This window comes from Burkholderia sp. Bp8998 (assembly GCF_003854235.1).
Taxonomy (GTDB): domain Bacteria; phylum Pseudomonadota; class Gammaproteobacteria; order Burkholderiales; family Burkholderiaceae; genus Burkholderia.
Genome location: NZ_QTQF01000015.1, coordinates 132,377 through 153,596 on the forward strand (window position 1 = coordinate 132,377; position 21,220 = coordinate 153,596).

General features: G+C 65.6%; 21 protein-coding genes and 1 pseudogene. 12 read left to right on the forward strand and 10 right to left on the reverse strand.

Annotated elements, in window-relative coordinates; genetic code table 11:
- Positions 1-131 precede the first annotated feature (131 nt).
- The 6 genes and pseudogenes from DIE06_RS17135 to DIE06_RS39025 all read left to right on the forward strand — a co-directional run bounded on the left by DIE06_RS17135 (position 132) and on the right by DIE06_RS39025 (position 5,720).
- Positions 132-1,394 (forward strand): MFS transporter, encoded by a 1,263-nt coding sequence (locus DIE06_RS17135; RefSeq protein WP_124662424.1) that lies wholly within the window; start codon positions 132-134, stop codon positions 1,392-1,394.
- Positions 1,395-1,493: 99 nt separating this feature from the next.
- Positions 1,494-1,586: pseudogene (locus DIE06_RS39015) on the forward strand (MmcQ/YjbR family DNA-binding protein); the annotation flags it as partial.
- 471 nt (positions 1,587-2,057) lie between these two features.
- On the forward strand, positions 2,058-3,449 hold the full coding sequence (gabP, locus tag DIE06_RS17150; RefSeq protein WP_124662426.1) for a GABA permease: 1,392 nt from the start codon (positions 2,058-2,060) through the stop codon (positions 3,447-3,449).
- A 347-nt stretch (positions 3,450-3,796) separates the two neighbouring features.
- Entirely contained in the window at positions 3,797-4,666 is an 870-nt protein-coding gene (locus DIE06_RS17155) for an alpha/beta fold hydrolase (protein ID WP_124662427.1), read from the forward strand.
- A gap of 39 nt (positions 4,667-4,705) precedes the next feature.
- Positions 4,706-5,161, forward strand: coding sequence for a radical SAM protein (locus tag DIE06_RS39020; RefSeq protein ID WP_260433634.1), 456 nt, complete (start codon positions 4,706-4,708; stop codon positions 5,159-5,161).
- Between the two features lie 55 nt (positions 5,162-5,216).
- Entirely contained in the window at positions 5,217-5,720 is a 504-nt protein-coding gene (locus tag DIE06_RS39025; protein ID WP_260433635.1) for a hypothetical protein, read from the forward strand.
- A gap of 139 nt (positions 5,721-5,859) precedes the next feature.
- On the opposite strand, the gene ychF is transcribed toward DIE06_RS39025, so the two are convergent.
- Positions 5,860-6,954, reverse strand: a complete 1,095-nt coding sequence (gene ychF, locus DIE06_RS17165) for a redox-regulated ATPase YchF (RefSeq protein ID WP_124662428.1) — start codon at positions 6,952-6,954, stop codon at positions 5,860-5,862.
- Positions 6,955-7,201: 247 nt separating this feature from the next.
- On the opposite strand from ychF, the gene DIE06_RS17170 reads away from it, so the two are divergent.
- The 4 genes from DIE06_RS17170 to DIE06_RS17185 all read left to right on the forward strand — a co-directional run bounded on the left by DIE06_RS17170 (position 7,202) and on the right by DIE06_RS17185 (position 11,858).
- Positions 7,202-8,380: a UbiH/UbiF family hydroxylase gene (locus DIE06_RS17170; RefSeq protein WP_124662429.1), complete on the forward strand. Its 1,179-nt coding sequence runs from the start codon at positions 7,202-7,204 to the stop codon at positions 8,378-8,380.
- A 90-nt stretch (positions 8,381-8,470) separates the two neighbouring features.
- The gene (locus tag DIE06_RS17175; RefSeq protein WP_124662430.1) at positions 8,471-9,199 is read left to right on the forward strand and encodes a DsbC family protein; all 729 of its coding nucleotides are present in this window, start codon (positions 8,471-8,473) and stop codon (positions 9,197-9,199) included.
- Positions 9,200-9,314: 115 nt separating this feature from the next.
- Complete coding sequence (locus DIE06_RS17180) at positions 9,315-11,114, forward strand: M61 family metallopeptidase (protein WP_124662431.1); 1,800 nt, start codon at positions 9,315-9,317, stop codon at positions 11,112-11,114.
- Positions 11,115-11,261: 147 nt separating this feature from the next.
- On the forward strand, positions 11,262-11,858 hold the full coding sequence (locus DIE06_RS17185; RefSeq protein WP_124662432.1) for an FMN-dependent NADH-azoreductase: 597 nt from the start codon (positions 11,262-11,264) through the stop codon (positions 11,856-11,858).
- A 112-nt stretch (positions 11,859-11,970) separates the two neighbouring features.
- On the opposite strand, the gene DIE06_RS17190 is transcribed toward DIE06_RS17185, so the two are convergent.
- From DIE06_RS17190 to rpe, 8 genes are all read right to left on the reverse strand, one after another.
- On the reverse strand, positions 11,971-12,876 hold the full coding sequence (locus DIE06_RS17190) for a uracil-DNA glycosylase (RefSeq protein ID WP_124662433.1): 906 nt from the start codon (positions 12,874-12,876) through the stop codon (positions 11,971-11,973).
- A gap of 13 nt (positions 12,877-12,889) precedes the next feature.
- Complete coding sequence (locus tag DIE06_RS17195) at positions 12,890-13,516, reverse strand: CYTH domain-containing protein (RefSeq protein ID WP_124662434.1); 627 nt, start codon at positions 13,514-13,516, stop codon at positions 12,890-12,892.
- On the reverse strand, positions 13,516-14,301 hold the full coding sequence (trpC, locus tag DIE06_RS17200) for an indole-3-glycerol phosphate synthase TrpC (protein ID WP_124662435.1): 786 nt from the start codon (positions 14,299-14,301) through the stop codon (positions 13,516-13,518). Before trpC ends, DIE06_RS17195 begins: the two co-directional genes overlap by 1 nt.
- A 29-nt stretch (positions 14,302-14,330) precedes the next feature.
- Positions 14,331-15,362, reverse strand: coding sequence for an anthranilate phosphoribosyltransferase (gene trpD, locus DIE06_RS17205; RefSeq protein WP_039318793.1), 1,032 nt, complete (start codon positions 15,360-15,362; stop codon positions 14,331-14,333).
- Positions 15,363-15,375: 13 nt separating this feature from the next.
- Positions 15,376-15,975 carry an aminodeoxychorismate/anthranilate synthase component II gene (locus tag DIE06_RS17210; protein ID WP_124662436.1) on the reverse strand — a complete coding sequence of 200 codons (600 nt, stop codon included), beginning with the start codon at positions 15,973-15,975 and terminating at the stop codon, positions 15,376-15,378.
- 13 nt (positions 15,976-15,988) lie between these two features.
- The gene (trpE, locus tag DIE06_RS17215; protein ID WP_124662437.1) at positions 15,989-17,482 is read right to left on the reverse strand and encodes an anthranilate synthase component I; all 1,494 of its coding nucleotides are present in this window, start codon (positions 17,480-17,482) and stop codon (positions 15,989-15,991) included.
- 358 nt (positions 17,483-17,840) lie between these two features.
- Positions 17,841-18,596, reverse strand: a complete 756-nt coding sequence (locus DIE06_RS17220) for a phosphoglycolate phosphatase (RefSeq protein ID WP_124662438.1) — start codon at positions 18,594-18,596, stop codon at positions 17,841-17,843.
- 4 nt (positions 18,597-18,600) lie between these two features.
- Positions 18,601-19,287, reverse strand: coding sequence for a ribulose-phosphate 3-epimerase (gene rpe / locus DIE06_RS17225; protein ID WP_006482066.1), 687 nt, complete (start codon positions 19,285-19,287; stop codon positions 18,601-18,603).
- Between the two features lie 177 nt (positions 19,288-19,464).
- Between rpe and apaG the strand changes: the two genes are divergently transcribed.
- On the forward strand, positions 19,465-19,839 hold the full coding sequence (apaG, locus tag DIE06_RS17230) for a Co2+/Mg2+ efflux protein ApaG (protein WP_124662439.1): 375 nt from the start codon (positions 19,465-19,467) through the stop codon (positions 19,837-19,839).
- A 19-nt stretch (positions 19,840-19,858) separates the two neighbouring features.
- Here apaG and DIE06_RS39030 read toward each other — a convergent pair whose 3' ends face one another.
- Positions 19,859-20,002 carry a hypothetical protein gene (locus DIE06_RS39030; RefSeq protein ID WP_240462024.1) on the reverse strand — a complete coding sequence of 48 codons (144 nt, stop codon included), beginning with the start codon at positions 20,000-20,002 and terminating at the stop codon, positions 19,859-19,861.
- A 28-nt stretch (positions 20,003-20,030) separates the two neighbouring features.
- On the opposite strand from DIE06_RS39030, the gene DIE06_RS17235 reads away from it, so the two are divergent.
- Positions 20,031-21,155, forward strand: a complete 1,125-nt coding sequence (locus tag DIE06_RS17235; protein ID WP_260433636.1) for a murein transglycosylase A — start codon at positions 20,031-20,033, stop codon at positions 21,153-21,155.
- Positions 21,156-21,220: the final 65 nt, after the last annotated feature.

A 21,220-nucleotide genomic window follows, 5' to 3' on the forward strand; every position in this document is an offset into this window, starting at 1 on the left:
CCGTTGTCGCATCCGCTCGCATTCGTCACGACTGCCTCGCAGCGGTCGATGCGATCAACATAGTTCAACTATATCCATGAGGCAATCCGGGCGCCGCGCGGCGCCCGGCGGAACCTGAGAGGAGCATCGTCATGAGCGGCCCGCGCGCATCGCGCGTCTTCTACGGCTGGTATGTGGTCGCGGCCGCATTCGCCGTCACGTTCGTCGGATTCGGCAGTGCGTACACGTTCAGCGCGTTCGTCGAATCGCTGCAGCGGGATTTCGCCGCATCGCGCGGGCAGATTTCGCTCGTGTTCTCCCTGGCCGGCTTCCTGTATTTCGGCTTCGGCATCGTCAGCGGCCCGCTTGCCGATCGCTTCGGCTCCCGGCGGCTCGCCGTCACCGGCATGTTGCTGACGGCCGCGGGTTTCGCCGCGGCCGGTGCCGCACATACGCTGCTGCAGGGCTATGTTGCGTACGGGCTCGGTGTCGGCCTCGGCGTCGGCTGCGCGTATGTGCCGGCCGTCGGCGCGGTGCAACGCTGGTTCGTGCGGCGGCGCGGCTTCGCGTCGGGGCTCGCGGTCGCGGGGATCGGCGTCGGCACGCTCGTGATGCCGCCGCTCGCATCCGCGCTGATCGCGCACGTCGGCTGGCGCGGCGCGTATGTCACGCTCGCGGCGATCGCGGTGGTGGTGGGCGCGGGCATGTCGCTGCTGATCGAGAACGACCCGCGCGGGCGCGGCTTGCTGCCCGACGGCGATGCGGCGCGCACGCAATCGGGCAACGGGCAGCCCGGTGCCGCTGCATCGGTACCGGCTGGTGCGACCGTGCGCGAGGCCGTCACGTCGCGGCCGTTCGCGAGCCTCTACGCGGCGTGTCTCGTATGCTCGTTCGGCGTCTTCGTGCCGTTCGTGCACCTCGTGCCGTACGCGCTCGATCACGGCGTCGCGCCGTCGACGGCCGTGCTGCTGCTTGGTGCGATCGGCGTCGGCAGCACGGCTGGGCGCTTCTTCCTTGGCGGCCTCGCCGACCGCTTCGGCCGCCGCGCATCTTTGCTCGCGATGTTCGCCGGCATGGCCGTCGCGCTCGTTGCGTGGGCCGGCGCCGGGAGCGTCGCGACGCTGGCCGCGTTCGCGCTCGTGTTCGGCGTGTTCTACGGCGGCTGGGTCGCCGTGCTTCCCGCTGTCGTGATGGATTACTTCGGCGGCCGCAACGTGAGCGCGATCATCGGCGTGCTGTACACGAGCGTCGCGTTCGGCACGCTGATCGGGCCCGCTGCGGCCGGTTTCATCTACGATGCGGGCGGTGGTTATCTCATGCCGATCCTGGCCAGCGCGGCCGCGAATGCGATCGCGTTCGCGATCGTTGCCACCACCGGCCGCGCGCCGGTGGCGGCGCGCGCGGCCGGCCGCTAGCCAAACGTCGCCGGGCGCACGGCCGCCGCCTTGCGGCTAGGCGCCATCCACGATTTCCGCTACGGTGTCCGGGGCGTCGATCACCAACGGGCGGAGGGGCATCCTGACGCCGTGAAAAACCTGCTTCTGCGAGAATGGCATGCGATCGTGCCGGCCAAATGGCGGGGCGAAGGGCCGCGCGGCGCGAACTGAGCATCCGGCGCAGCGCCTGCGCGACACGTGAACCGCTTCGACGGAATGTGTCCGCCGTGATGCCGGGCGGTCAAGCACCGTCATCAATTGCCCGATCCGGCGGCTCGCAAGCGGACGCCAAACCGGACCAAGCGTTGCATCGGTCCGAATCGATGCAACAAGTGGTTCCATCGAAATTCTTCAATTGGTTCTTAGTCAAGAACCGTTTGATGCTTACACTCCATCGCTTCGAAGGCGGCTGACCGACAGCCGACGGAAAGGGCGCATGCGATGCGCCAGCGCCCCATGCGCCGCATCGCACCCGCAGCTTCGCAGACTGCGTCGCGCACCGTTCCGGAACGGCCCCCGATCCGGCTCCGCGCCTGCATCCCGTGCAGGCGCTGCGTCCGGCCCGGCTCAAGAACCACAATTCCCCGTGCTGCCTTCACGCGATACCCGGCCATGCCGGAACCGTTTTTTGGAGAGAGACAGATGAGTGGAAGCAACACCGGCCTCGGTACGGGCCTGAAGCAGCGTCACGTGACGATGATGTCGATTGCCGGCGTCATCGGCGCGGGCTTGTTCGTCGGCTCCGGCCACGCGATTGCGGAAGCCGGCCCGGCTTCGATCCTCGCGTATGCGATCGCAGGCGTCCTGGTCGTGCTGGTGATGCGCATGCTCGGCGAGATGGCCGTCGCGCATCCGGACAGCGGTTCGTTCTCCACCTATGCCGATCGCGCGATCGGCCACTGGGCCGGTTTCTCGATCGGCTGGCTGTACTGGTGGTTCTGGGTGCTCGTGATCCCGATCGAGGCGACGGCCGCGGCGACGATTCTCAATGCGTGGTTCCCCGGCGTCGCGACTTGGGTCTTCGCGCTCGGCATCACGCTGGTGCTGACCGTGACCAACCTCTTCTCGGTCAAGAACTACGGCGAATTCGAATTCTGGTTCGCGCTGATCAAGGTCGTCGCGATCATCGTGTTCCTGTGCATCGGCGGCGCGGCGATCGTCGGCATCATTCCTGCTCCCGCCGTGTCGGGCGTATCGAACCTGTTCGTGCATGACGGCTTCATGCCGCACGGTGCCGGCGCGGTGCTCGCGGCGATGCTGACGACGATGTTCTCGTTCCTCGGTACCGAGATCGTGACGATCGCGGCCGCCGAATCGGACAACCCGCAACGTCAGATCGTGCGTGCAACCAATTCGGTGATCTGGCGTATCACGCTGTTCTATCTCGGCTCGATTCTCGTCGTCGCGGCCATCGTGCCGTGGAACGACCCGCTGCTGCCCAAGCACGGCTCGTATCAGCGCGCGATGGAGCTGATCGGCATTCCGAACGCGAAGGCGATCATCGACGTGATCGTGCTCGTGTCGGTCGCGAGCTGCCTGAATTCGGCGCTGTACACCGCGTCGCGGATGTTGTTCTCGTTGTCCAAGCGCAAGGATGCGCCTGCGTTCCTGCACAGCACCGATTCGACCGGCACGCCTCGTGCGGCCGTGCTTGCATCGACCGCATTCGGTTTCCTGACCGTGATTGCGAACTACCTGATGCCCGAGCAAGTGTTCGGTTTCCTGCTGGCGACGTCGGGTGCAATCGCGCTGCTCGTGTATCTCGTGATCGCGATCTCGCAGCTGCGGATGCGCAAGACGCTCGAATCGGGCGGTGCCGACCTGGCGCTGCGGATGTGGCTGTTCCCGTGGCTCACCTGGGCGGTGATCCTGTTCATCTGCGGTACGCTGACCGTGATGTTCGTCAGCGAGGATCACCGGATGGAAGTGGGTGCGACGGCCGTGTTGGCGTTGATCGTGTTGCTGGCGTCGTGGCTGAACAAGCGCGGCCGCGATGCGCAGGCGAGTGAAGGGCGGCGCGTGTCGGCGATGTAATGGAGTGAAGTGATGGCGGGCGGAAAGCCCGCGTCACAAAAATGGCCCGACCGGCATTTGCGGTCGGGCCATTTGTTTTTGTTGCATCCAATGCAGCGGTCGAAGTCGATGCACGACCCGTTGCGAGAGAAAAGGAGCACGACTCAAATAGTACACAATAATCGAACTCGTCCGATTTCATCGACAACGACTTGCACTTACATTGATTGCTTCGATTAGCGAGGTGAATCGATGGATGAATCAATTTGGTGTCCTTCGGTGATGATCGGCATTATCAGGCAGAACCTGATATTCAGTTGCACGATCGATAAACCTTTTCGTTCGTCGACTGTATTCAGGTCGAAACAATGACCGAGCGTTCGACAAATCGCGTCAGCATAGCCTTCTGCGCTCGCGACGAATTCCAACTCAAGGGAACCTATTTTCCGGCGGCCGACGGCGATCGTTCCCCCGTGCTCATCTGTCCTGCAACAGGCATCCGACAATCCTTTTATTTCCCGTTCGCGGATTGGCTGCGCAAAGACGGCCATTCGACGTTCGTTTTCGATTATCGCGGGATCGGCGCGTCGCTCGATACGGATCACGTCCGCCAGTCCCGGGCGTGGGAACAGGACTGGGGGCAACTCGACATGCCCGCGGCGCTCGACTGGCTCCTTGGCGAAACCGGTGCGCGCGACGCACATTTGATCGGACATAGCGCAGGCGCACAACTGGTCGGCCTGATGCCGAATCATGCGTCGGTTCGTTCGTTGTGCGCCGTCTCGGCGTCTTCCGGGTATGTCGGCAACATTCGCTGGCCAAAGCGTTTCGCGGCCTTGCTGCTTGCGCATATGTATGTGCCGATTTCCGTTCGGGCGCTCGGTTACGTTCCGGCCAGGGTACTCGGTTGGGGCGAGGATCTGCCACCGTGCGTCGGACTTCAGTGGGCCCGATGGTTCCGTCGGCCGGGATATGTAGCGAACGAATTCGGGGCAGCGGTGGCTCGCCACTACTACGACGAATTTACCGCTCCCGTCACCGTTGTGGCCGCAACCGACGACCCGCTTGCCACGCCGGCCAATATCGCAGACTGGCTGCGCCTGCTATCGAGAGCCAAGTCCGAGGTCCACTTCATCCATCCAAAAAATCCCGACGGCGGAGCAATTGGTCACGTCGGCATGTTCCGCCGCGAGCATTCGTCGCTGTGGCCGGAACTCACCAGAGGATTGTTGCGCTGACAGCACGTGTCGTTCGCATCCTCGCATCAGGAGACCACGATGGATGATTCAATTGAAATGAAATCGCGCTTCAAGGCCGTCAGAAATGAGGCAAAGGAGACGCGCGCGTCGCTTTACCACCTCACGAATCAATGCAACCTTCGTTGCAAAGGCTGCTGGTTTTTCGAGAACGAATTCGATACGGCATCGAACGAGTTGAACGACGCGCTTCGCCTTGAGCAGCGTGTGAGGGAGGAGGCCGCGCGCGGGATCAATGCACCGTTATTGATTGGCGGTGAGCCCGCATTGCATCTCGATCGGATACGGATGTTTCGGAAATATATGCCGAAAGTATCAGTATCGACGAATGGGCTTCGAAAAATCCCGTACGAAGAATTCGAGGGCATCACCATCGCGATTTCCGTGTTTGGCGGTGGGCCACTTGATGACGAATTGCGTGCGATCGGTCCGAACGGGAAACGCTTCACCGGCTTGTTCGACAAGGCACTGGCTTGACGGTATTGCGTACATCGAGGAAACGGTGCGAAAGATTCGAGATAACGGAAATCGGTTGCTGTTCAATTACTACACTCCCTACGACGTTGACGGTCCACTACGGCGGCGGGGCGAGGAGCGGTTGCTGGACGTGTTGCTCGACTTGAAGGGGAAATATCCTGAAACCATCGCAAGCCATCCCTATTATCTGGCGGCCCTGATGCGGGGCGCGACCGCCTGGGGAGCATTCAATGGTGCGAGTTGCCCGAGCGTCAGCGAGGATCATCCGCAAAACACGGATCGGTTCTCATCGGGATGGCCTGCGCTGCCCAGGTTCAATGCATATCGCGCCGACTTTGTCTCGCTTGCGCGCTGTTGTACCTCAGGAGAATGTGCGAAGTGTCGCGACAGCCAGGCTGTGATTTCCTGGTTGCTGGTCAACGCCAGGCATGTACTGCAGGAGGACGATGGACTCCGGACATGGGCGGAGGTTGCGGAAAGCTATTTCAGTCAGTTTGTCTGGTCGAAATACCATCCGCGCAACCGTATCGAGCGCGAGTCGACGTGCGCAATGCAATGAGGCGACGTAGAGCAGTCAACGTGCCGCAAGCATAGCCGGATCGATATAGGCCGACCAGAAGCGATCGTGACGAGGCCGGTGCGCTGAAAAGAAAAAAGCCCGCATATGCGGGCTTTTCACTGAGGCGATAACGCGACGCTCAAACGTTGAACAGGAAGTTCATCACATCTCCGTCGTGCACGACGTATTCCTTCCCTTCCGCGCGCATCTTGCCGGCTTCCTTCGCGCCCTGTTCGCCCTTGTACGTGACGAAGTCGTCGAAAGCGATCGTCTGCGCGCGAATGAAGCCGCGCTCGAAGTCGGTGTGGATCACGCCGGCCGCTTGCGGTGCCGTGTCGCCGATGTGGATCGTCCACGCGCGCACTTCCTTCACGCCCGCGGTGAAGTAGGTCTGCAGGCCGAGCAGCTTGAAGCCTGCGCGGATCACGCGGTCGAGGCCCGGCTCTTCCATGCCCATGTCGGCGAGGAACGCTTCCTTGTCCGCATCGTCGAGATCGGCGATTTCCGCTTCGATGGCTGCGCACACCGCGACCACCGGCGAATTCTCGCTTTCCGCGTACTTGCGCACTGCTTCGAGGTGCGGGTTGTTCTCGAAGCCGTCGTCCTTCACGTTCGCGACGTACATCGCGGGCTTCGCGGTGATCAGGCAGAACGGCTTGATCAGCGCCTCTTCGTCGTCCGACAGATCGAGGCCGCGCACGGCCTTGCCCTGGTCGAGCTGCGCGCGCACCTTCTCGAGCACCGCGACGAGCTTCGCCGCTTCCTTGTCGTTGCCCGACTTCGCGGCCTTCGAGTAGCGCGTCAGCGCCTTCTCGACGGTGCCCAGATCGGCGAGCGCGAGTTCGGTGTTGATCACTTCGATGTCGTCGATCGGGCTGACCTTGCCCGCGACGTGGATGACATTGTCGTCCTCGAAGCAGCGCACGACGTGCGTGATCGCATCGGTTTCGCGGATGTTCGCGAGGAACTGGTTGCCGAGGCCTTCACCCTTGCTCGCGCCTGCGACGAGGCCCGCGATGTCGACGAATTCGACGACGGCCGGCACGACGCGCTCGGGGCTGATGATTTCGGCAAGCGCCTTCAGGCGCGTGTCAGGCACTTCGACGATGCCGACGTTCGGCTCGATCGTGCAGAACGGGTAGTTCTCGGCGGCGATGCCGGCCTTGGTCAGCGCATTGAACAGGGTGGACTTGCCGACGTTGGGCAAGCCGACGATGCCGCATTTGAGACTCATGGAATCCTTCGGACGGGTGGAGCGGCGCGGCCGGACAAGGCACGGCGGCGCGGGAAAATAGGGACGGCCGGCGCGTGGGGCGCGGCGGGCCGACGTTCAAAGGCGCTATTGTACCGTGCCGACGCCCCGGTTTCCGGCCTTCCCCCGAACGCTCGATGCGACGGGCCGCCGCGCGGCCGGGCCGGTCCGCGATTCTGCTGATTTCCCGCAAAGTCCGGCCGCGTAAGGGATTGGCCCCGCGGCTATAATGCCCGCCATGACTGCCCACCACACCTTCGACGTCGCCGTGGTCGGCGGCGGGCTCGTCGGCAAGACGGCCGCGCTCGCGCTGACCCAGTCCGGCTACAAGACTGCCTTGCTCGCCCAGCCGGCCACGCCGCGCCCCGCCGATCTCGCGTTCGACACGCGCATCTACGCGCTGTCGTCCAGCTCGCAGGCCCTGCTGGAGCGGCTGCGGGTCTGGCAGGCGCTCGACCATGGCCGGCTCGCGCCGGTCTACGACATGCGCGTATACGGCGACGCGCATGCGGAGCTGCATTTCTCCGCGTACCAGGCCTCCGTGCCGCAGCTCGCGTGGATCGCCGAATCGTCGCTGATCGAGACGTCGCTCGACGCCGCGCTGCGGTTCCAGCCGAACCTCACATGGTTCGATGCGCGCGCGCAGGGCTTCGACGTGCGCGCCGACGCGGCCGTGCTCACGCTGTCGTCGGGGCAAGTGCTCGAAGCGGACCTCGTGGTCGGCGCGGATGGCGCGCATTCCTGGGTGCGCTCCCAAATGGGGGCCAAGGTCGAACGACGCGATTACCGGCAGACGGGCGTCGTCGCGAACTTCAAGGCGTCGCTGCCGCACCGCGAGACGGCCTATCAGTGGTTTCACGAAGGCGAGATCATCGCGTTGCTGCCGCTGCCGGACGGTCACGTGTCGCTCGTGTGGTCCGCTCACACCGCGCACGCGGACCAACTGCTCACGCTCGATCCCGCGCAGCTCGCAGCGGAAGTCGAGCGCGTGTCGCACGGCCAGGTCGGCACGCTCGAATGCGTGACGCCGGCGGCTGGCTTCCCGCTCGCGCTGCAGACGGTCGACAAGCTGATCGCGCCGCGCGTCGCGCTCGTCGGCGATGCCGCGCACCTGATCCACCCGCTCGCGGGGCAGGGGATGAACCTCGGGCTGCGCGACGTCGCGGCGCTCGCTGATGCGATTGCGAACAAGGAAAGCTTCCGCAACCTCGGCGATACGGTGCTGCTGCGCCGCTACGAGCGTTCGCGCCGCGAGGACATCCGCGCGCTGATGGTCGCGACCGACGGGCTGCAGCGGCTGTTCGCGGTGCCGGGCTCGTTCGCGAAGGCGGTGCGCAACGCGGGCATGGCGTTCGTCGGCGCGCAACCGCTCGTGAAGCGCTGGCTGGTGTCGGCCGCGCTCGGCTGATCGAACCTTCGCTCGCTCGGCCTGTCGGACAGGGTTCCGTTACGGCGTACACTGTGACGTGCACTCCGATTGAGCTGAAGGAACGACAGGATGAAAAAAACGATCCGCATCGCATCGCTGGCGCTGGCCGTCACGATGGCGACGCTCGGCTGCACCGCGCAGGCCGACCAAACCACCGACAAGCTGAAAGCCACGCTGCAAGCGCGTCTCGGCAGCGACGCGCCGATCAAGAGCGTGTCGAAATCGCCGGTCGCAGGCCTGTACGAAGTGAACCTCGGCACGCAGATCATCTATAGCGATGCGGCCGGCGACTACGTGCTGCTCGGCGATCTCGTCGACACCAAGACGCACAAGAACCTAACCGACGCGCGCCTGTCCGACCTCAACAAGATCGACTTCGCGAGCCTGCCGTTCGCCAACGCGATCAAGGTCGTCAAGGGCAACGGCGCACGCAAGATCGCGGTGTTCTCCGATCCGAACTGCCCGTACTGCAAGCGGCTCGAGACGACGCTGCAGTCGATCGACAACGTGACCGTCTACACGTTCCTGTACCCGGTGCTGTCGCCCGATTCGACCGCGAAGTCGAAGGTGATCTGGTGCGCGACCGACCGCGCGAAAACCTGGGAGAGCTGGATGCTCGACCATCGCGTACCGACCGGCGCCGGCACCTGCGACACGACCGCGCTCGACAAGAACCTCGCGCTCGGCCGCGGGATGAACGTCACCGGTACGCCGACGATCTTCCTGCCCGACGGCCGTCGCCTGCCGGGCGCGGTGTCGGCCGACCAGCTGAACCAGGCGCTCGCGTCGAGCAAGTAACCGACCGACACGCCGGGCCGCATGGCCCGGCCAGCGAGGGGCGCCCGCGATCTCCGCCGGCGCCTCTCTTCGTTTTCGCCGCCGTATTCCGTCCGATTTCCGACCGATTGCCACGATGACCCAGCCGATCCGTTATTCGATTGCCCCGAAAGATCTTGCCGCGCACCTGTTCGAAGTGTCGGTGACGGTCACCGATCCCGACCCCGAAGGCCAGCGCTTCTCGCTGCCGGTGTGGATTCCGGGCAGCTACCTCGTGCGCGAGTTCGCGCGCAACATCGTGACGCTTGCCGCGTTCAACGACGCGGGCCGCAAGGTGCGGATCGCGAAAACCGACAAGAACACCTGGCAGGCCGCGCCGGTGAACGGCACGCTGACGCTGCGCTACGACGTGTACGCATGGGATCTGTCGGTCCGCTCGGCGTATCTCGACGCATCGGGCGGCTTCTTCAATGCCACGGCAGTGTTCCTGAGCGTTTCCGGCCGCGAGGATGCACCCTGCGAGGTCGACATCGCGAAACCGGCGGGTCCGGCGTTTCGCACATGGCGCGTCGGCACGTCGCTGCCCGAGGCGCGCGGCACCAGGCGCTACGGGTTCGGCGCGTATCGCGCATCGAACTACGACGAACTCACCGACCATCCGGTGACGATCGGCGAATTTGCGCTGGCGACGTTCGACGCGCACGGCGTGCCGCACGACATCGTGATCGCAGGGCGCGTGACGCAGCTCGACATGGAGCGGCTGCGCGCCGACCTGAAGCGCGTGTGCGAAGCGCAGATCGCGCTGTTCGAACCGAAATCGAAGAAGGCGCCGATGGACCGCTACGTGTTCATGACGCTTGCGGTGAGCGACGGTTACGGCGGCCTCGAGCATCGCGCGTCGACCGCGCTGATCTGCAACCGCACCGACCTGCCGGTGAAGGGGCGGCCGGAAACGACGGAAGGCTATCGCACGTATCTCGGTCTTTGCAGCCATGAGTACTTCCATACGTGGAACGTGAAGCGCATCAAGCCGGCCACGTTCGTGCCGTACGACCTCGCGCGGGAAAACTACACGTCGCTGCTGTGGCTGTTCGAAGGCTTCACGTCGTATTACGACGACCTGATGCTCGTGCGCTGCGGGCTGATGTCGCAGGACGAATATTTCGCGGCGCTCGGCCGTACCGTCGGCGGCGTGCTGCGCGGCACGGGGCGCCTGAAGCAGAGCGTCGCGGAAAGCTCGTTCGACGCGTGGGTCAAGTATTACCGCCAGGACGAGAACGCGACCAACGCGATCGTCAGCTACTACACGAAAGGTTCGCTCGTCGCGCTCGCGTTCGATCTCGCGATCCGCGCGCAGACGCGCAACCGCAAGTCGCTCGACGACGTGATGCGTCTGCTGTGGCAACGCTACGGTCGCGAGTTCTATCGCGGCAAGCAGACGGGTGTCGAGGAACACGAGGTCGAGACGCTGATCGAGGAAGCGACGGGCGTCGCGCTCGGCCGGCTGTTCGCCGACGCCGTGCATGGCACGCGCGACCTGCCGCTCGCCGAACTGCTCGCACCGTTCGGCGTGACGCTCGCGCCTGAGGTCGCAGCTGGCGCGGCCGCGAAGCCGACGATCGGGGCGCGCCTGCGCGGCGGAGCGGACTGCACGCTGGCGGCGGTCTACGAAGGCGGCGGTGCGCATCGCGCGGGGCTGTCGGCCGGCGACACGCTGATCGCGCTCGACGGGCTGCGCGTCACCGGCACGAACCTCGACACGCTGCTCGCGCGCTACCGGCCGGGCGACAAGATCGAGGTGCACGCATTCCGCCGCGACGAGCTGCGAACCGCGAAACTGAAGCTGGACGGGCCGGAAGTTGCACGCTACCGGCTCACGGCGGCCGCGAAGCCGGCCGCCGCGCACAAGGCCCGGGAAGCCTGGCTGAAGGGGTGAGGACGCCGAAGCGGGTTTCGGGGCGCGATCGTGGATTGTTCTGTTACTGCAACAATCCGTCGCTCTGAACCCGCTTTTTCGCACCCATCCAGCCACGCACAATGGCGTCACTCGCGCTACCGAAGCGCAACCCAACCGGAGCCTGACATGACGACCATTCTGCAAATCAATTCCGCGGCGCGCTCGCAAGGTGCGCAATCCACGCTGCTGGCCAACGAACTGACGGCAAAGCTGCAACAATCGAATCCCGGCGCGAAGGTCGTGGTTCGCGACCTGCTGGCCGACGCGCTGCCGCACCTCGACGAATCGGTGCTCGGCGCATTCTTCACGCCGGCCGACCAGCGCAGCGCGGAACAGAATGCGATCGTCGCGAAGAGCGATGCCCTGATCGCCGAACTGCAAGCCGCCGACATCATCGTGATCGGCGCGCCGATGTACAACTTCGGTGTCTCGTCGCAACTGAAGACGTACTTCGACTGGATCGCCCGCGCAGGCGTCACGTTCCGCTACACCGAGAACGGTCCGGAAGGCCTGATCAAGGGCAAGAAGGTTCACGTGGTGACGGCCCGCGGCGGCAAGTACCTGGGTACGCCGAACGACAGCCAGACGCCGTTCCTGCGCACGTTCCTCGGCTTCGTCGGCATGACCGACGTGAGCTTCATCCACGCTGAGGGCCTGAACCTCGGGCCGGATGCGCAGAGCGCCGCGCTCGCCGGCGCACGCGACGCGATCGCTGCCGCGTAAGGCGGGCGCGGGTGCGTTGCACCCGCTGCCTCGTCCGATGCAGAAACGCCGCGTTCCGAAAGGGGCGCGGCGTTTTTGCGTAGTGGGAATGAAAGCGCGAAGCGGAACCCGCTTACGCGAGCGTTTCGGCCACCTCCGGCAGGCGCCAGTCGATCGGCTCGCGACCCGCTTCGACCAGGTAGTCGTTCGCGAGCGCGAAGTGGCGGCAACCGAGGAAGCCACGGTGTGCGGACAGCGGCGACGGATGCGGCGCCTCGAGCACGCAGTGCGCGTTCGCATCGAACAGCGCGCGCTTTGCCTGCGCATGCGCGCCCCACAGCATGAACACGAGCCCGCGATGGCGGTTGGCCAGTTCGCGGATCAGCGTGTCCGTGCATTGCTCCCAGCCACGCTTCGCATGGCTCGCGGCCGCGCCGCGCTCGACCGTCAGCACGGTGTTGAGCAGCAGCACGCCCTGGCGTGCCCAGGTGTCGAGGCAGCCGTGACGCGGTGCGTCGTGGCCGAAATTCGCGGCGATTTCCTTGAAGATGTTGCGCAGCGACGGCGGCGTGCGGACGGCCGGCGGCACCGAGAACGCAAGGCCATGCGCCTGCGGCGTGCCGCGGTCGTCGCCGTGGTACGGGTCCTGGCCGAGGATCACGACCTTCACGTCGTCCGGGCTCGTCAGGCGCAGCGCGCGGAACACGTCGGTCGGGTAGACCGTCTTGCCGGCCGCGCGTTCTTCGTCGACGAAGCGGCACAGCGGTGCATACGCGTCGCTGTCGGTGAAGGGTTTCAGCACGTCGCGCCAGACGGCCGGCAGCGCGTCGAACTGCGCGGCGAGATGCGGGATGCCCGCCGTAACGGACTGCGGCGCGGCGGAAGCCGGGGCGGCTGCCGCGGCCTTCTTCGCGGGTTTGCTCCCGGAAGCGGCCGGCGCGGACGCCGGAGCGGGAACATCGTCCAGCGCCGTTTCCGGCACGGGATCGTCGAACAGCGACGCCTGCTGCGGCGTGCGGAGAGTCTTGCGGGTTGCCATGCGTGATGCGTGTTTATTGCGCGCGCAGCCGATAGCCGCGTTGCGCCTTGCTGATGTTTTCGGGGGCGAGGCCCGGCAGCGCTTGCTGCAGTTCGGCGGCGAGTGTCGCGAGCGCCGCTTCCGGGCCGTCGATTAGTTCGAGTTCGATTTCGCTGATCGGTTCGCGGCGCGTATCGTTTTCCGCCTGGACGAAGATCTCGCCGACGTCCACCGCGGCCTCGACTGTTGCGCCGCCGATTGCGATGCGCCACAGCGTACGCGAAAAATCCGTCCGGAACAGCGCGTGCAGCGCCGGCGCCGCGTCACGCAGTGCAGCGGCAGCGTCCGGCACGTCGCACGCGGTGACGAGGGCATCGATTTCGAGCGCATCGCCGGCGACGGGCAACTCCCATTCATGGCGGCGATGCAGGCCGGCTTCCGCGCTGCCGACCGTCTTGAACGTCTGCAGCCAGCCGTGCGGCGTGCGGCGCACGCGCACCGCGCTCTTCGAACGGGCCAGCGCGAGATCGGGCGTGTCGTAGTAGACGTTCGCGAGCGCGATGACGTCGCCGGCTTCGCCGGTCAGCGTCTCGAAAAAGCGCCGCGCCGCATCGGCCTGGCCGTCCGGCAGCGCGAGCTTGATTTCCTTTTCGATCGCCATCAGAAGAACATCCGCGCGAGTTCCTCGCCCGGCTGGTCGGCGCGCATGAACGCCTCGCCGACGAGGAACGCGTTCACGTTCGCAGCGCGCATCGTGTCGACGTCGATGCGCGACAGGATCCCCGACTCGGTCACGACCATGCGGTCCGGTGGAATCATGTCGAGCATGTCGAGCGTGGTCTGGATCGTCGTCTCGAACGTGCGCAGGTTGCGGTTGTTGATGCCGAGCAGCGGCGTCTTCAGCGTCAGCGCCTGTTCCATCTCGTCGCGGTCGTGAACTTCGACCAGCACCGCGAGGCCGAGCGAGTGCGCATACGCCTCGAGGTCCTGCATCAGCGGCGTGTCGAGCGCGGCCGCGATCAGCAGGATCGCGTCGGCGCCCATCGCGCGCGCTTCGAGGATCTGGTACGCATCGACGATGAAGTCCTTGCGCAGCACCGGCAGCGTGCAGGCCGCGCGCGCTTCCTCGAGATAGCGGACGCTACCCTGGAAGAACTGCTCGTCGGTCAGCACCGACAGGCACGCGGCGCCGTGGGCCGCATACGAGCGCGCGATGTCGGCCGGCACGAAATGCTCGCGCAGCACGCCCTTCGACGGGCTCGCCTTCTTCACTTCGGCGATCACCGCCGCCTGGCCGGCCGCCTGCTTTGCGCGCAGTGCGCCGACGAAGTCGCGCAGGTCGCGCGCCGATGCGTCCAGTTTCAGCGCCTCGAGCGGCGTGCTGCGCATGGCCGCGGCGATTTCTTCGCGCTTGACGGCGATGATTCGGTCGAGAATGTCGCTCATGTGGGTTCCTGCTTGATTCGTAAGGGGAGTCAGCGCTTGAACTGCTGCGTGAAGCGCACGAGTTCGTCGACCTTCGCGCGTGCCTTGCCGCTCGCGATCGCTTCGCGGGCGAGCTGGATGCCGTCCGCGATCGATTCGGCGATATTGGCCGCATAGAGCGCGGTGCCCGCGTTCAGCGTGACGATCTCGCGTGCGACGCCCGGCTGGTTGTCCAGCGCGCCGAGCAGCATCGTGCGCGATTCCTCGGCATTTTCCACCTTCAGCGTGCGGTTCGACACCATCTGCAGGCCGAAGTCCTCCGGATGGATCTCGTATTCGTGCACCTTGCCGTCGCGCAATTCGCCGACGAGCGTCGCGGCGCCCAGCGACACCTCATCCATCCCGTCCTTGCCGTATACGACCAGCACGTGTTGCGCGCCGAGGCGCTGCATCACGCGCACCTGGATGCCGACGAGGTCGGGGTGGAACACACCCATCAACTGGTTCGGCGCGCCGGCCGGATTGGTCAGCGGGCCGAGAATGTTGAAGATCGTCCGCACGCCGAGTTCGCGGCGCACGGCCGCGATGTTCTTCATCGCCGGATGATGGTTCGGCGCGAACATGAAGCCCATGCCGGTTTCGGCGATCGACGCGGCAACCTGGTCGGGCTGCAGGTCGATGTTCACGCCGAGCGCCTCGAGCACGTCGGCACTGCCGGACTTGCTCGACACGCCGCGGTTGCCGTGCTTCGCGACTTTCGCGCCGGCCGCCGCCGTGATGAACATCGACGCGGTCGAGATGTTGAACGTGTGTGCACCGTCGCCGCCCGTGCCGACGATGTCGACGAAGTTCGAATTGTCCTGCACTTCGACGTGGTTCGCGAATTCGCGCATCACGGTCGCGGCGGCGGCGATCTCGCCGATCGTTTCCTTCTTCACGCGCAGCCCGGTGATGATCGCGGCCGCCATCACGGGCGACATGTCGCCGCGCATGATGAGCCGCATCAGGTGCAGCATCTCGTCGTGGAAGATCTCGCGGTGCTCGATCGTGCGTTGCAGCGCTTCCTGCGGGGTAATCGTCATCGTGCGTCTCCCGTCAGGCCGCCGGCGCGGCCGCACGGGCCGCTGCGCGATTCTGCTTCAGGAAATTCTCGAGCAGCGCGTGGCCGTGCTCGGAGAGGATCGATTCCGGATGAAACTGCACGCCCTCGATCGGCAGCGTCTTGTGACGCACGCCCATGATCTCGCCGTCATCCGTCCACGCCGACACCTCGAGGCAGTCGGGCAGCGATTCGCGTTCGATCGCGAGCGAGTGGTAGCGCGTGACGTCGAAATGCTTGGGGAGATCGGCGAACACGCCGCGGCAATCCGTTTCGATCCGGCTCACCTTGCCGTGCATGATGGTCTTCGCGCGCACGACGCGGCCGCCGAATGCTTCGCCGATCGCCTGGTGGCCGAGGCAGACGCCAAGGATCGGCTTCTTGCCCGCGAATTCGCGCAGCACGTCGAGCGTGATGCCCGCGTGCTGCGGATTGCTCGGGCCGGGCGACAGGCAGATGGTATCGGGATTCAGGCGCGCGATCTCGTCGAGCGTGATTTCGTCGTTGCGGTACGTGCGCACGTCCTCGCCCAGTTCGCCGAAGTACTGGACCAGGTTGTAGGTGAACGAGTCGTAGTTGTCGATCATGAGCAGCATGGTCAGTCTCCGGTCAGAAGTCGCTATCGAGGCCGTCCTGGACCTGTTCGGCCGCACGCAGCACCGCGCGCGCCTTGTTCTCGGTCTCTTGCCATTCGGATTCGGGTACCGAGTCGGCGACGACGCCGGCCGCCGCTTGCACATACAGGTTGCCGTTGTGGATCAGGCCCGTGCGGATCGCGATCGCGAGATCCATTTCGCCCGAGAACGACAGGTAGCCGACGGCGCCGCCGTACAGCCCGCGCTTGATCGGCTCGAGCTCGTCGATCAGTTCCATCGCGCGCACCTTCGGCGCGCCGGACAGCGTGCCGGCCGGGAACGTCGCGCGCAGCACGTCGTAGTTCGTCATGCCGGGCTTCAGCTTGCCTTCGACCGAGCTGACGATGTGCTGCACGTGCGAGTACTTCTCGATCACCATCTTGTCGGTCACCTGCACCGAGCCGATTTCCGCGATGCGGCCGACGTCGTTGCGCGCGAGGTCGATCAGCATCACGTGCTCGGCGATTTCCTTCGGATCGTTCAGCAGTTCGGTCGCGAGTTCGGCATCGCGCTCGGGCGTGTTGCCGCGCGGACGCGTGCCGGCCAGCGGACGGATCGTGACGATCTGGTCTTCGCCGCGCTTTTCCTGACGCACCAGGATTTCCGGCGACGCGCCGACCACGTGGAAATCGCCGAAGTTGTAGTAATACATGTATGGCGACGGATTCAGCGAGCGCAGCGCGCGGTACAGCGACAGCGGATTGTCGCGGTACGGCTTCGTCAGGCGCTGGCCGACCTGGATCTGCATCAGTTCGCCGGCCGCGATGTATTCCTTCGCCTGGCGCACGGCGGCCAGATAGTCTTCCTTCCTGAACTCGCGGAACGTCTCGGTGCGCACGCTCGCCGACGTGACGGGCGGCTGCACGGTCGTGCGCAGGCGCTGCTTCAGCTCGCGCAGGCGCTGTTTCGCCTTCGTGTAAGCTTCGGGCTGGGCCGGGTCCGCGTAGATGATCAGGTAGAGCTTGCCGGCGAGGTTGTCGATCACCGCGACTTCCTCGGTGAGCAGCAACTGGATGTCCGGCAGGCCGAGATCGTCGCGCGGCGCGGTGTTCGCGAGCTTCTTCTCGATGTAGCGCACCGCATCGTAACCAAAATAGCCGGCGAGGCCGCCGCAGAAGCGCGGCAGGCCCGGGCGCTGCGCGACCTTGAAGCGCGCCTGGAACGACTCGATGAATTCGAACGGGTCGCCGTCGTGCGTCTCGACGACCTGGCCGTCGCGCACCACTTCGGACGCGCCGTTGCGGGTGCGCACCAGCGTGCGGGCGGGCAGGCCGATGAACGAATAGCGGCCGAAGCGTTCGCCGCCGACCACCGACTCGAGCAGGAACGAGTTGGCGCCCGCGCGTTCAGGCTGGGCCAGCTTCAGGTAGAGGGACAGCGGCGTTTCGAGGTCGGCGAGCGCTTCCGCGATCAGCGGGATGCGGTTGTAGCCTTCGTTCGCAAGCGATTGGAATTCGAGTTCGGTCATGTTCCGGTCCTGTTCGGGACGAGCGGCGGTGTGCGCCAGGGATCACTTGACGCTGCGCGGGCTGCCGTCGGCGAAAGGGCGGTCGATCGAGAAGTGCCTGTTGCCGGCCGGCTTTCCGGGCGTGAACGTCGCGAGCCTGCGGCCGATCCTGAACGCAAGCGTTCGGACGCGGTGGAACTCGAGGTGGTGCGACGATCGGCGCGCGGATGCGCAGCGAGATAAAAAACGGCGCTGAAGACGTGCCTCAGCGTACCTCATCGAAGAGGTTAGCGCGACCAGCGACGCCAGGGCCAGGCTCCCCGGTCGATGCTGCTCAGACTCCGTTTTTTATTCAGAAACATGCGGATGGAAGAAATAATCAGATGGTTGGCCGGCCGGCGTTGTGCGCGGTGATCGCGCGGGCTGCGACCAGCAACGAATCGACTATACCATCCGAATTTATCGTTTGTATAGCTTTGCCGTGGTTGTAGCCGTATGGCACCGTCAGCGTCGCCATCCCGGCCGCGCGGCCCGCCAGTGCGTCGTTTTCCGAGTCGCCGATCGCGACCGCCGTGTCCGGCGCGACGCCGAGCGCGTCACATGCCGTCAACATCGGCAGCGGATCGGGTTTCTTGCGCGCGACGCTGTCGCCGCCGAGCACGATGCCGAAGCGGTCGATCAGCCCGTATTGCTCGAGCAGTTCGACCGCGAAGCGGTGCGGCTTGTTCGTCACGCACGCGAGCCGGATGCCGGCCGTGCGCAACGCGTCGAGGCCGGTTGCGACGTCCGGATAGAGACGCGTGTGGTGGCCGTTGATCTTCGCGTATTCGGTCTGGTAGATCGCGAGCGCATCGACGAAGCGCGCGTGCGCTTCGTCGGGCGTGAAGCGCGGCTTCAGCACGCTCTGAATCAGATGCTCGGAGCCCTTGCCGACGTAGCCGATCACCTCGTCGCGCGACGTGGCCGGCGCGCCGAGCCGCGCGAGCATCCCGTTCAGCCCGGCCGTGAAATCGTCGGCCGTATCGACCATCGTGCCGTCGAGGTCGATCAGTGCCGCGTCGATGCGCGTCGTCGCGAAACGGATCGTGCCGTCGGCTGCGGCCGGTGCCTGCCCGGCCAGCGAGGAATCGGCCACGGCGTCAGCTCCGCTCGACGGTGGCGAGTGCCGCGCGCATCTCGTCGATCACCTTGCGGTAGTCGGGCTTGCCGAAGATCGCCGAACCCGCGACGAAGGTGTCCGCGCCGGCCGCCGCGATTTCCGCGATGTTGTCGGCCTTCACGCCGCCGTCCACCTCGAGCAGGATCTCGCGGCCGGTGCGCTCGGTGTATGCGTCGATGCGGGCGCGCGCCTCGCGCAGCTTGTTCAGCGTTTCCGGAATGAACGACTGGCCGCCGAAGCCGGGGTTCACCGACATCAGCAGCACGAAGTCGAGGCGATCCATCACGTGATCGAGATAGTTCAGCGGCGTTGCCGGGTTGAACACGAGGCCGGCCTTGCAGCCGTGATCGCGGATCAGCGACAGCGTACGGTCGATGTGGTCCGAGCCTTCCGGGTGGAAGCTGATCAGGTTCGCGCCGGCTTTCGCGAAATCGGGCACGATCCGGTCGACCGGGCGGACCATCAGATGCACGTCGATCGGCACCTGCACGTGCGGGCGGATCGCCTCGCAGACGAGCGGGCCGATCGTGAGGTTCGGCACATAATGGTTGTCCATCACGTCGAAGTGAATCCAGTCGGCGCCGGCGGCGACCACGTTGCGGACTTCTTCGCCGAGCCGTGCAAAGTCGGCCGACAGGATGCTGGGAGCGATGCGGAATTGAGTCATGACAGGGGAGCGGGGACGCAGCGGCGCAAAACCGCCATTCTACCGTCCGGCGACCCGGTGCGCGGCGACGGGCCGTGCGGTTGCGGCCCGATTCCGCATAGAATGCCGAACCAGTGCGGCGCGCCCGCGGCCCTGCCGCTCGAGTTGGCGCGGGCGGTTACCTACAGCGGAAACATCATGAGTCAGTATCAGTTCACCGTTTCGGTGAAAACCAGCTACTTGCCGGAACAATCCGACCCCGATCGACGTCAATACGCATTCGCGTACACGCTGACCATCCGCAACACCGGGCAGATCGCGGCGCAGCTGATCGCGCGTCACTGGATCATCACGGACAGCGAAAACCACGTGCAGGAAGTGAAGGGGCTCGGCGTCGTCGGGCACCAGCCGCTGCTGCAGCCGGGCGAACAGTTCGAATACACGAGCTGGGCCGTGATCGCGACGCCGGTCGGCACGATGCGCGGCGCGTACTTCTGCGTGGCGGAGGACGGCGAGCGATTCGACGCGCCGGTCGACGAGTTTGCGCTGCACATGCCGCGCACGCTGCATTGAGTTGAGCGTGCGGGGCCGGTCAGCGTGGCTGGCGGTCGTTGCTGCGGGCGTGCTTCTTCCTGCCCGACGACGTCCACACGACGATGAAGATCAGCAGGGCAAGCGCTACGAAAGCCTCGAGCGCGAAGATGAGCATCGGATATTGGTCGAGAAAATCTGACATGGCGGTTTCCATCAAGAACGGACATTGTATGTGGTTTGGGCCCCGGGTGGCCGGCTGGGTTGCGGCGGCCGCGACGGCCGCGCTGCTTGCCGCGTGCGGCGGCGCGCCGACGCGGACGTCGACGCTCAAGCCGCCGACCGGCGCGGCGATCGTGCCGGGGCAGGTCGCCGCGAAGCGGCTGACGCCGGTTGCATGGCAGCAGGTGCCGGGCTGGCAGGACGATTCGCTGATCGGTGCGACGGCCGCGCTGCGGCAGAACTGCGTGCGGCTCGCGCGCCAGCCCGCGTGGCAGCGCGCTTGCTCGGCCGCCGATCGCCTCGACGAGCTCGACGTCAGCAGCGCGCGTGCATTCTTCGAAACGTATTTCACGCCGTTTCAGCTGGCGAATACCGACGGCACGCTCGACGGGCTCGTGACCGGCTATTACGAGCCGCTGCTGCACGGTTCCCGCGTGCGTCGCGGTCCTTACCAGTACGCGCTGTACCGCTGGCCGGCCGGCTATCGCGCCGGCGCCGCGCTGCCCGCTCGCGCGCAGCTCGAGCGCGCCGGCGTCCTGAACGGCAACGAACTCGTGTGGGTCGACGATCCGATCGAGGCGTTCTTCCTGCAGGTGCAGGGTTCGGGACGCGTGCTGCTCGACGACGGTTCGGTGATGCGGGTCGGCTTCGGCGGCACCAACAACCAGCCGTATCGCTCGATCGGCAAGTGGCTGCTCGATCGCGGCGAGCTGACGCCCGCTCAGGCGACGATGCAGGGCATCAAGGCGTGGGCGAAGGCGAACCCGACTCGCGTCGACGCGTTGCTCGACACGAATCCGCGCTTCGTGTTCTTTCGCGACATGCCGACGAAGGAAGATGCACCGCACGGCGGCGCGGACGGTCCGATCGGCGCGCTCGGCGTGCCGCTCACGCCGGAGCGTTCGATCGCGGTCGATCCGTCGTCGATCCCGCTCGGCACGCCCGTGTTCCTGCAGACCACGCGTCCGCTCACGAATACGCCGATGAACCGGCTCGTGTTTGCGCAGGACACGGGTTCCGCGATCAAGGGCGGCGTGCGGGCCGACTATTTCTGGGGGCTCGGCGACGACGCTGGCGACCAGGCCGGACGGATGAAGCAGATCGGCCGGATGTGGCTGCTGTTCCCGAACTCATGATGCGCGATGGTGCAGGCGTACGCGTGTAGCCTGGCATCGAAACGAAACAGCCCGATCGGTGTTTG

Bases quoted from the DNA above. Each gene is read 5' to 3' on its own strand.
- DIE06_RS17155 (WP_124662427.1), top strand. From the start codon at position 3,797: ATGACCGAGCGTTCGACAAATCGCGTCAGCATAGCCTTCTGCGCTCGC.
- DIE06_RS17170 (WP_124662429.1), top strand. From the start codon at position 7,202: ATGCCCGCCATGACTGCCCACCACACCTTCGACGTCGCCGTGGTCGGC.
- DIE06_RS39030 (WP_240462024.1), bottom strand. From the start codon at position 20,002: ATGTCAGATTTTCTCGACCAATATCCGATGCTCATCTTCGCGCTCGAG.
- DIE06_RS17195 (WP_124662434.1), bottom strand. From the start codon at position 13,516: ATGGCGATCGAAAAGGAAATCAAGCTCGCGCTGCCGGACGGCCAGGCC.
- gabP (WP_124662426.1), top strand. From the start codon at position 2,058: ATGAGTGGAAGCAACACCGGCCTCGGTACGGGCCTGAAGCAGCGTCAC.
- DIE06_RS17175 (WP_124662430.1), top strand. From the start codon at position 8,471: ATGAAAAAAACGATCCGCATCGCATCGCTGGCGCTGGCCGTCACGATG.
- DIE06_RS17135 (WP_124662424.1), top strand. From the start codon at position 132: ATGAGCGGCCCGCGCGCATCGCGCGTCTTCTACGGCTGGTATGTGGTC.
- DIE06_RS39020 (WP_260433634.1), top strand. From the start codon at position 4,706: ATGGATGATTCAATTGAAATGAAATCGCGCTTCAAGGCCGTCAGAAAT.
- DIE06_RS17180 (WP_124662431.1), top strand. From the start codon at position 9,315: ATGACCCAGCCGATCCGTTATTCGATTGCCCCGAAAGATCTTGCCGCG.
- DIE06_RS17190 (WP_124662433.1), bottom strand. From the start codon at position 12,876: ATGGCAACCCGCAAGACTCTCCGCACGCCGCAGCAGGCGTCGCTGTTC.
- trpE (WP_124662437.1), bottom strand. From the start codon at position 17,482: ATGACCGAACTCGAATTCCAATCGCTTGCGAACGAAGGCTACAACCGC.
- rpe (WP_006482066.1), bottom strand. From the start codon at position 19,287: ATGACTCAATTCCGCATCGCTCCCAGCATCCTGTCGGCCGACTTTGCA.
- trpC (WP_124662435.1), bottom strand. From the start codon at position 14,301: ATGAGCGACATTCTCGACCGAATCATCGCCGTCAAGCGCGAAGAAATC.
- DIE06_RS17210 (WP_124662436.1), bottom strand. From the start codon at position 15,975: ATGCTGCTCATGATCGACAACTACGACTCGTTCACCTACAACCTGGTC.
- ychF (WP_124662428.1), bottom strand. From the start codon at position 6,954: ATGAGTCTCAAATGCGGCATCGTCGGCTTGCCCAACGTCGGCAAGTCC.
- apaG (WP_124662439.1), top strand. From the start codon at position 19,465: ATGAGTCAGTATCAGTTCACCGTTTCGGTGAAAACCAGCTACTTGCCG.
- trpD (WP_039318793.1), bottom strand. From the start codon at position 15,362: ATGACGATTACCCCGCAGGAAGCGCTGCAACGCACGATCGAGCACCGC.
- DIE06_RS17235 (WP_260433636.1), top strand. From the start codon at position 20,031: ATGTGGTTTGGGCCCCGGGTGGCCGGCTGGGTTGCGGCGGCCGCGACG.
- DIE06_RS17185 (WP_124662432.1), top strand. From the start codon at position 11,262: ATGACGACCATTCTGCAAATCAATTCCGCGGCGCGCTCGCAAGGTGCG.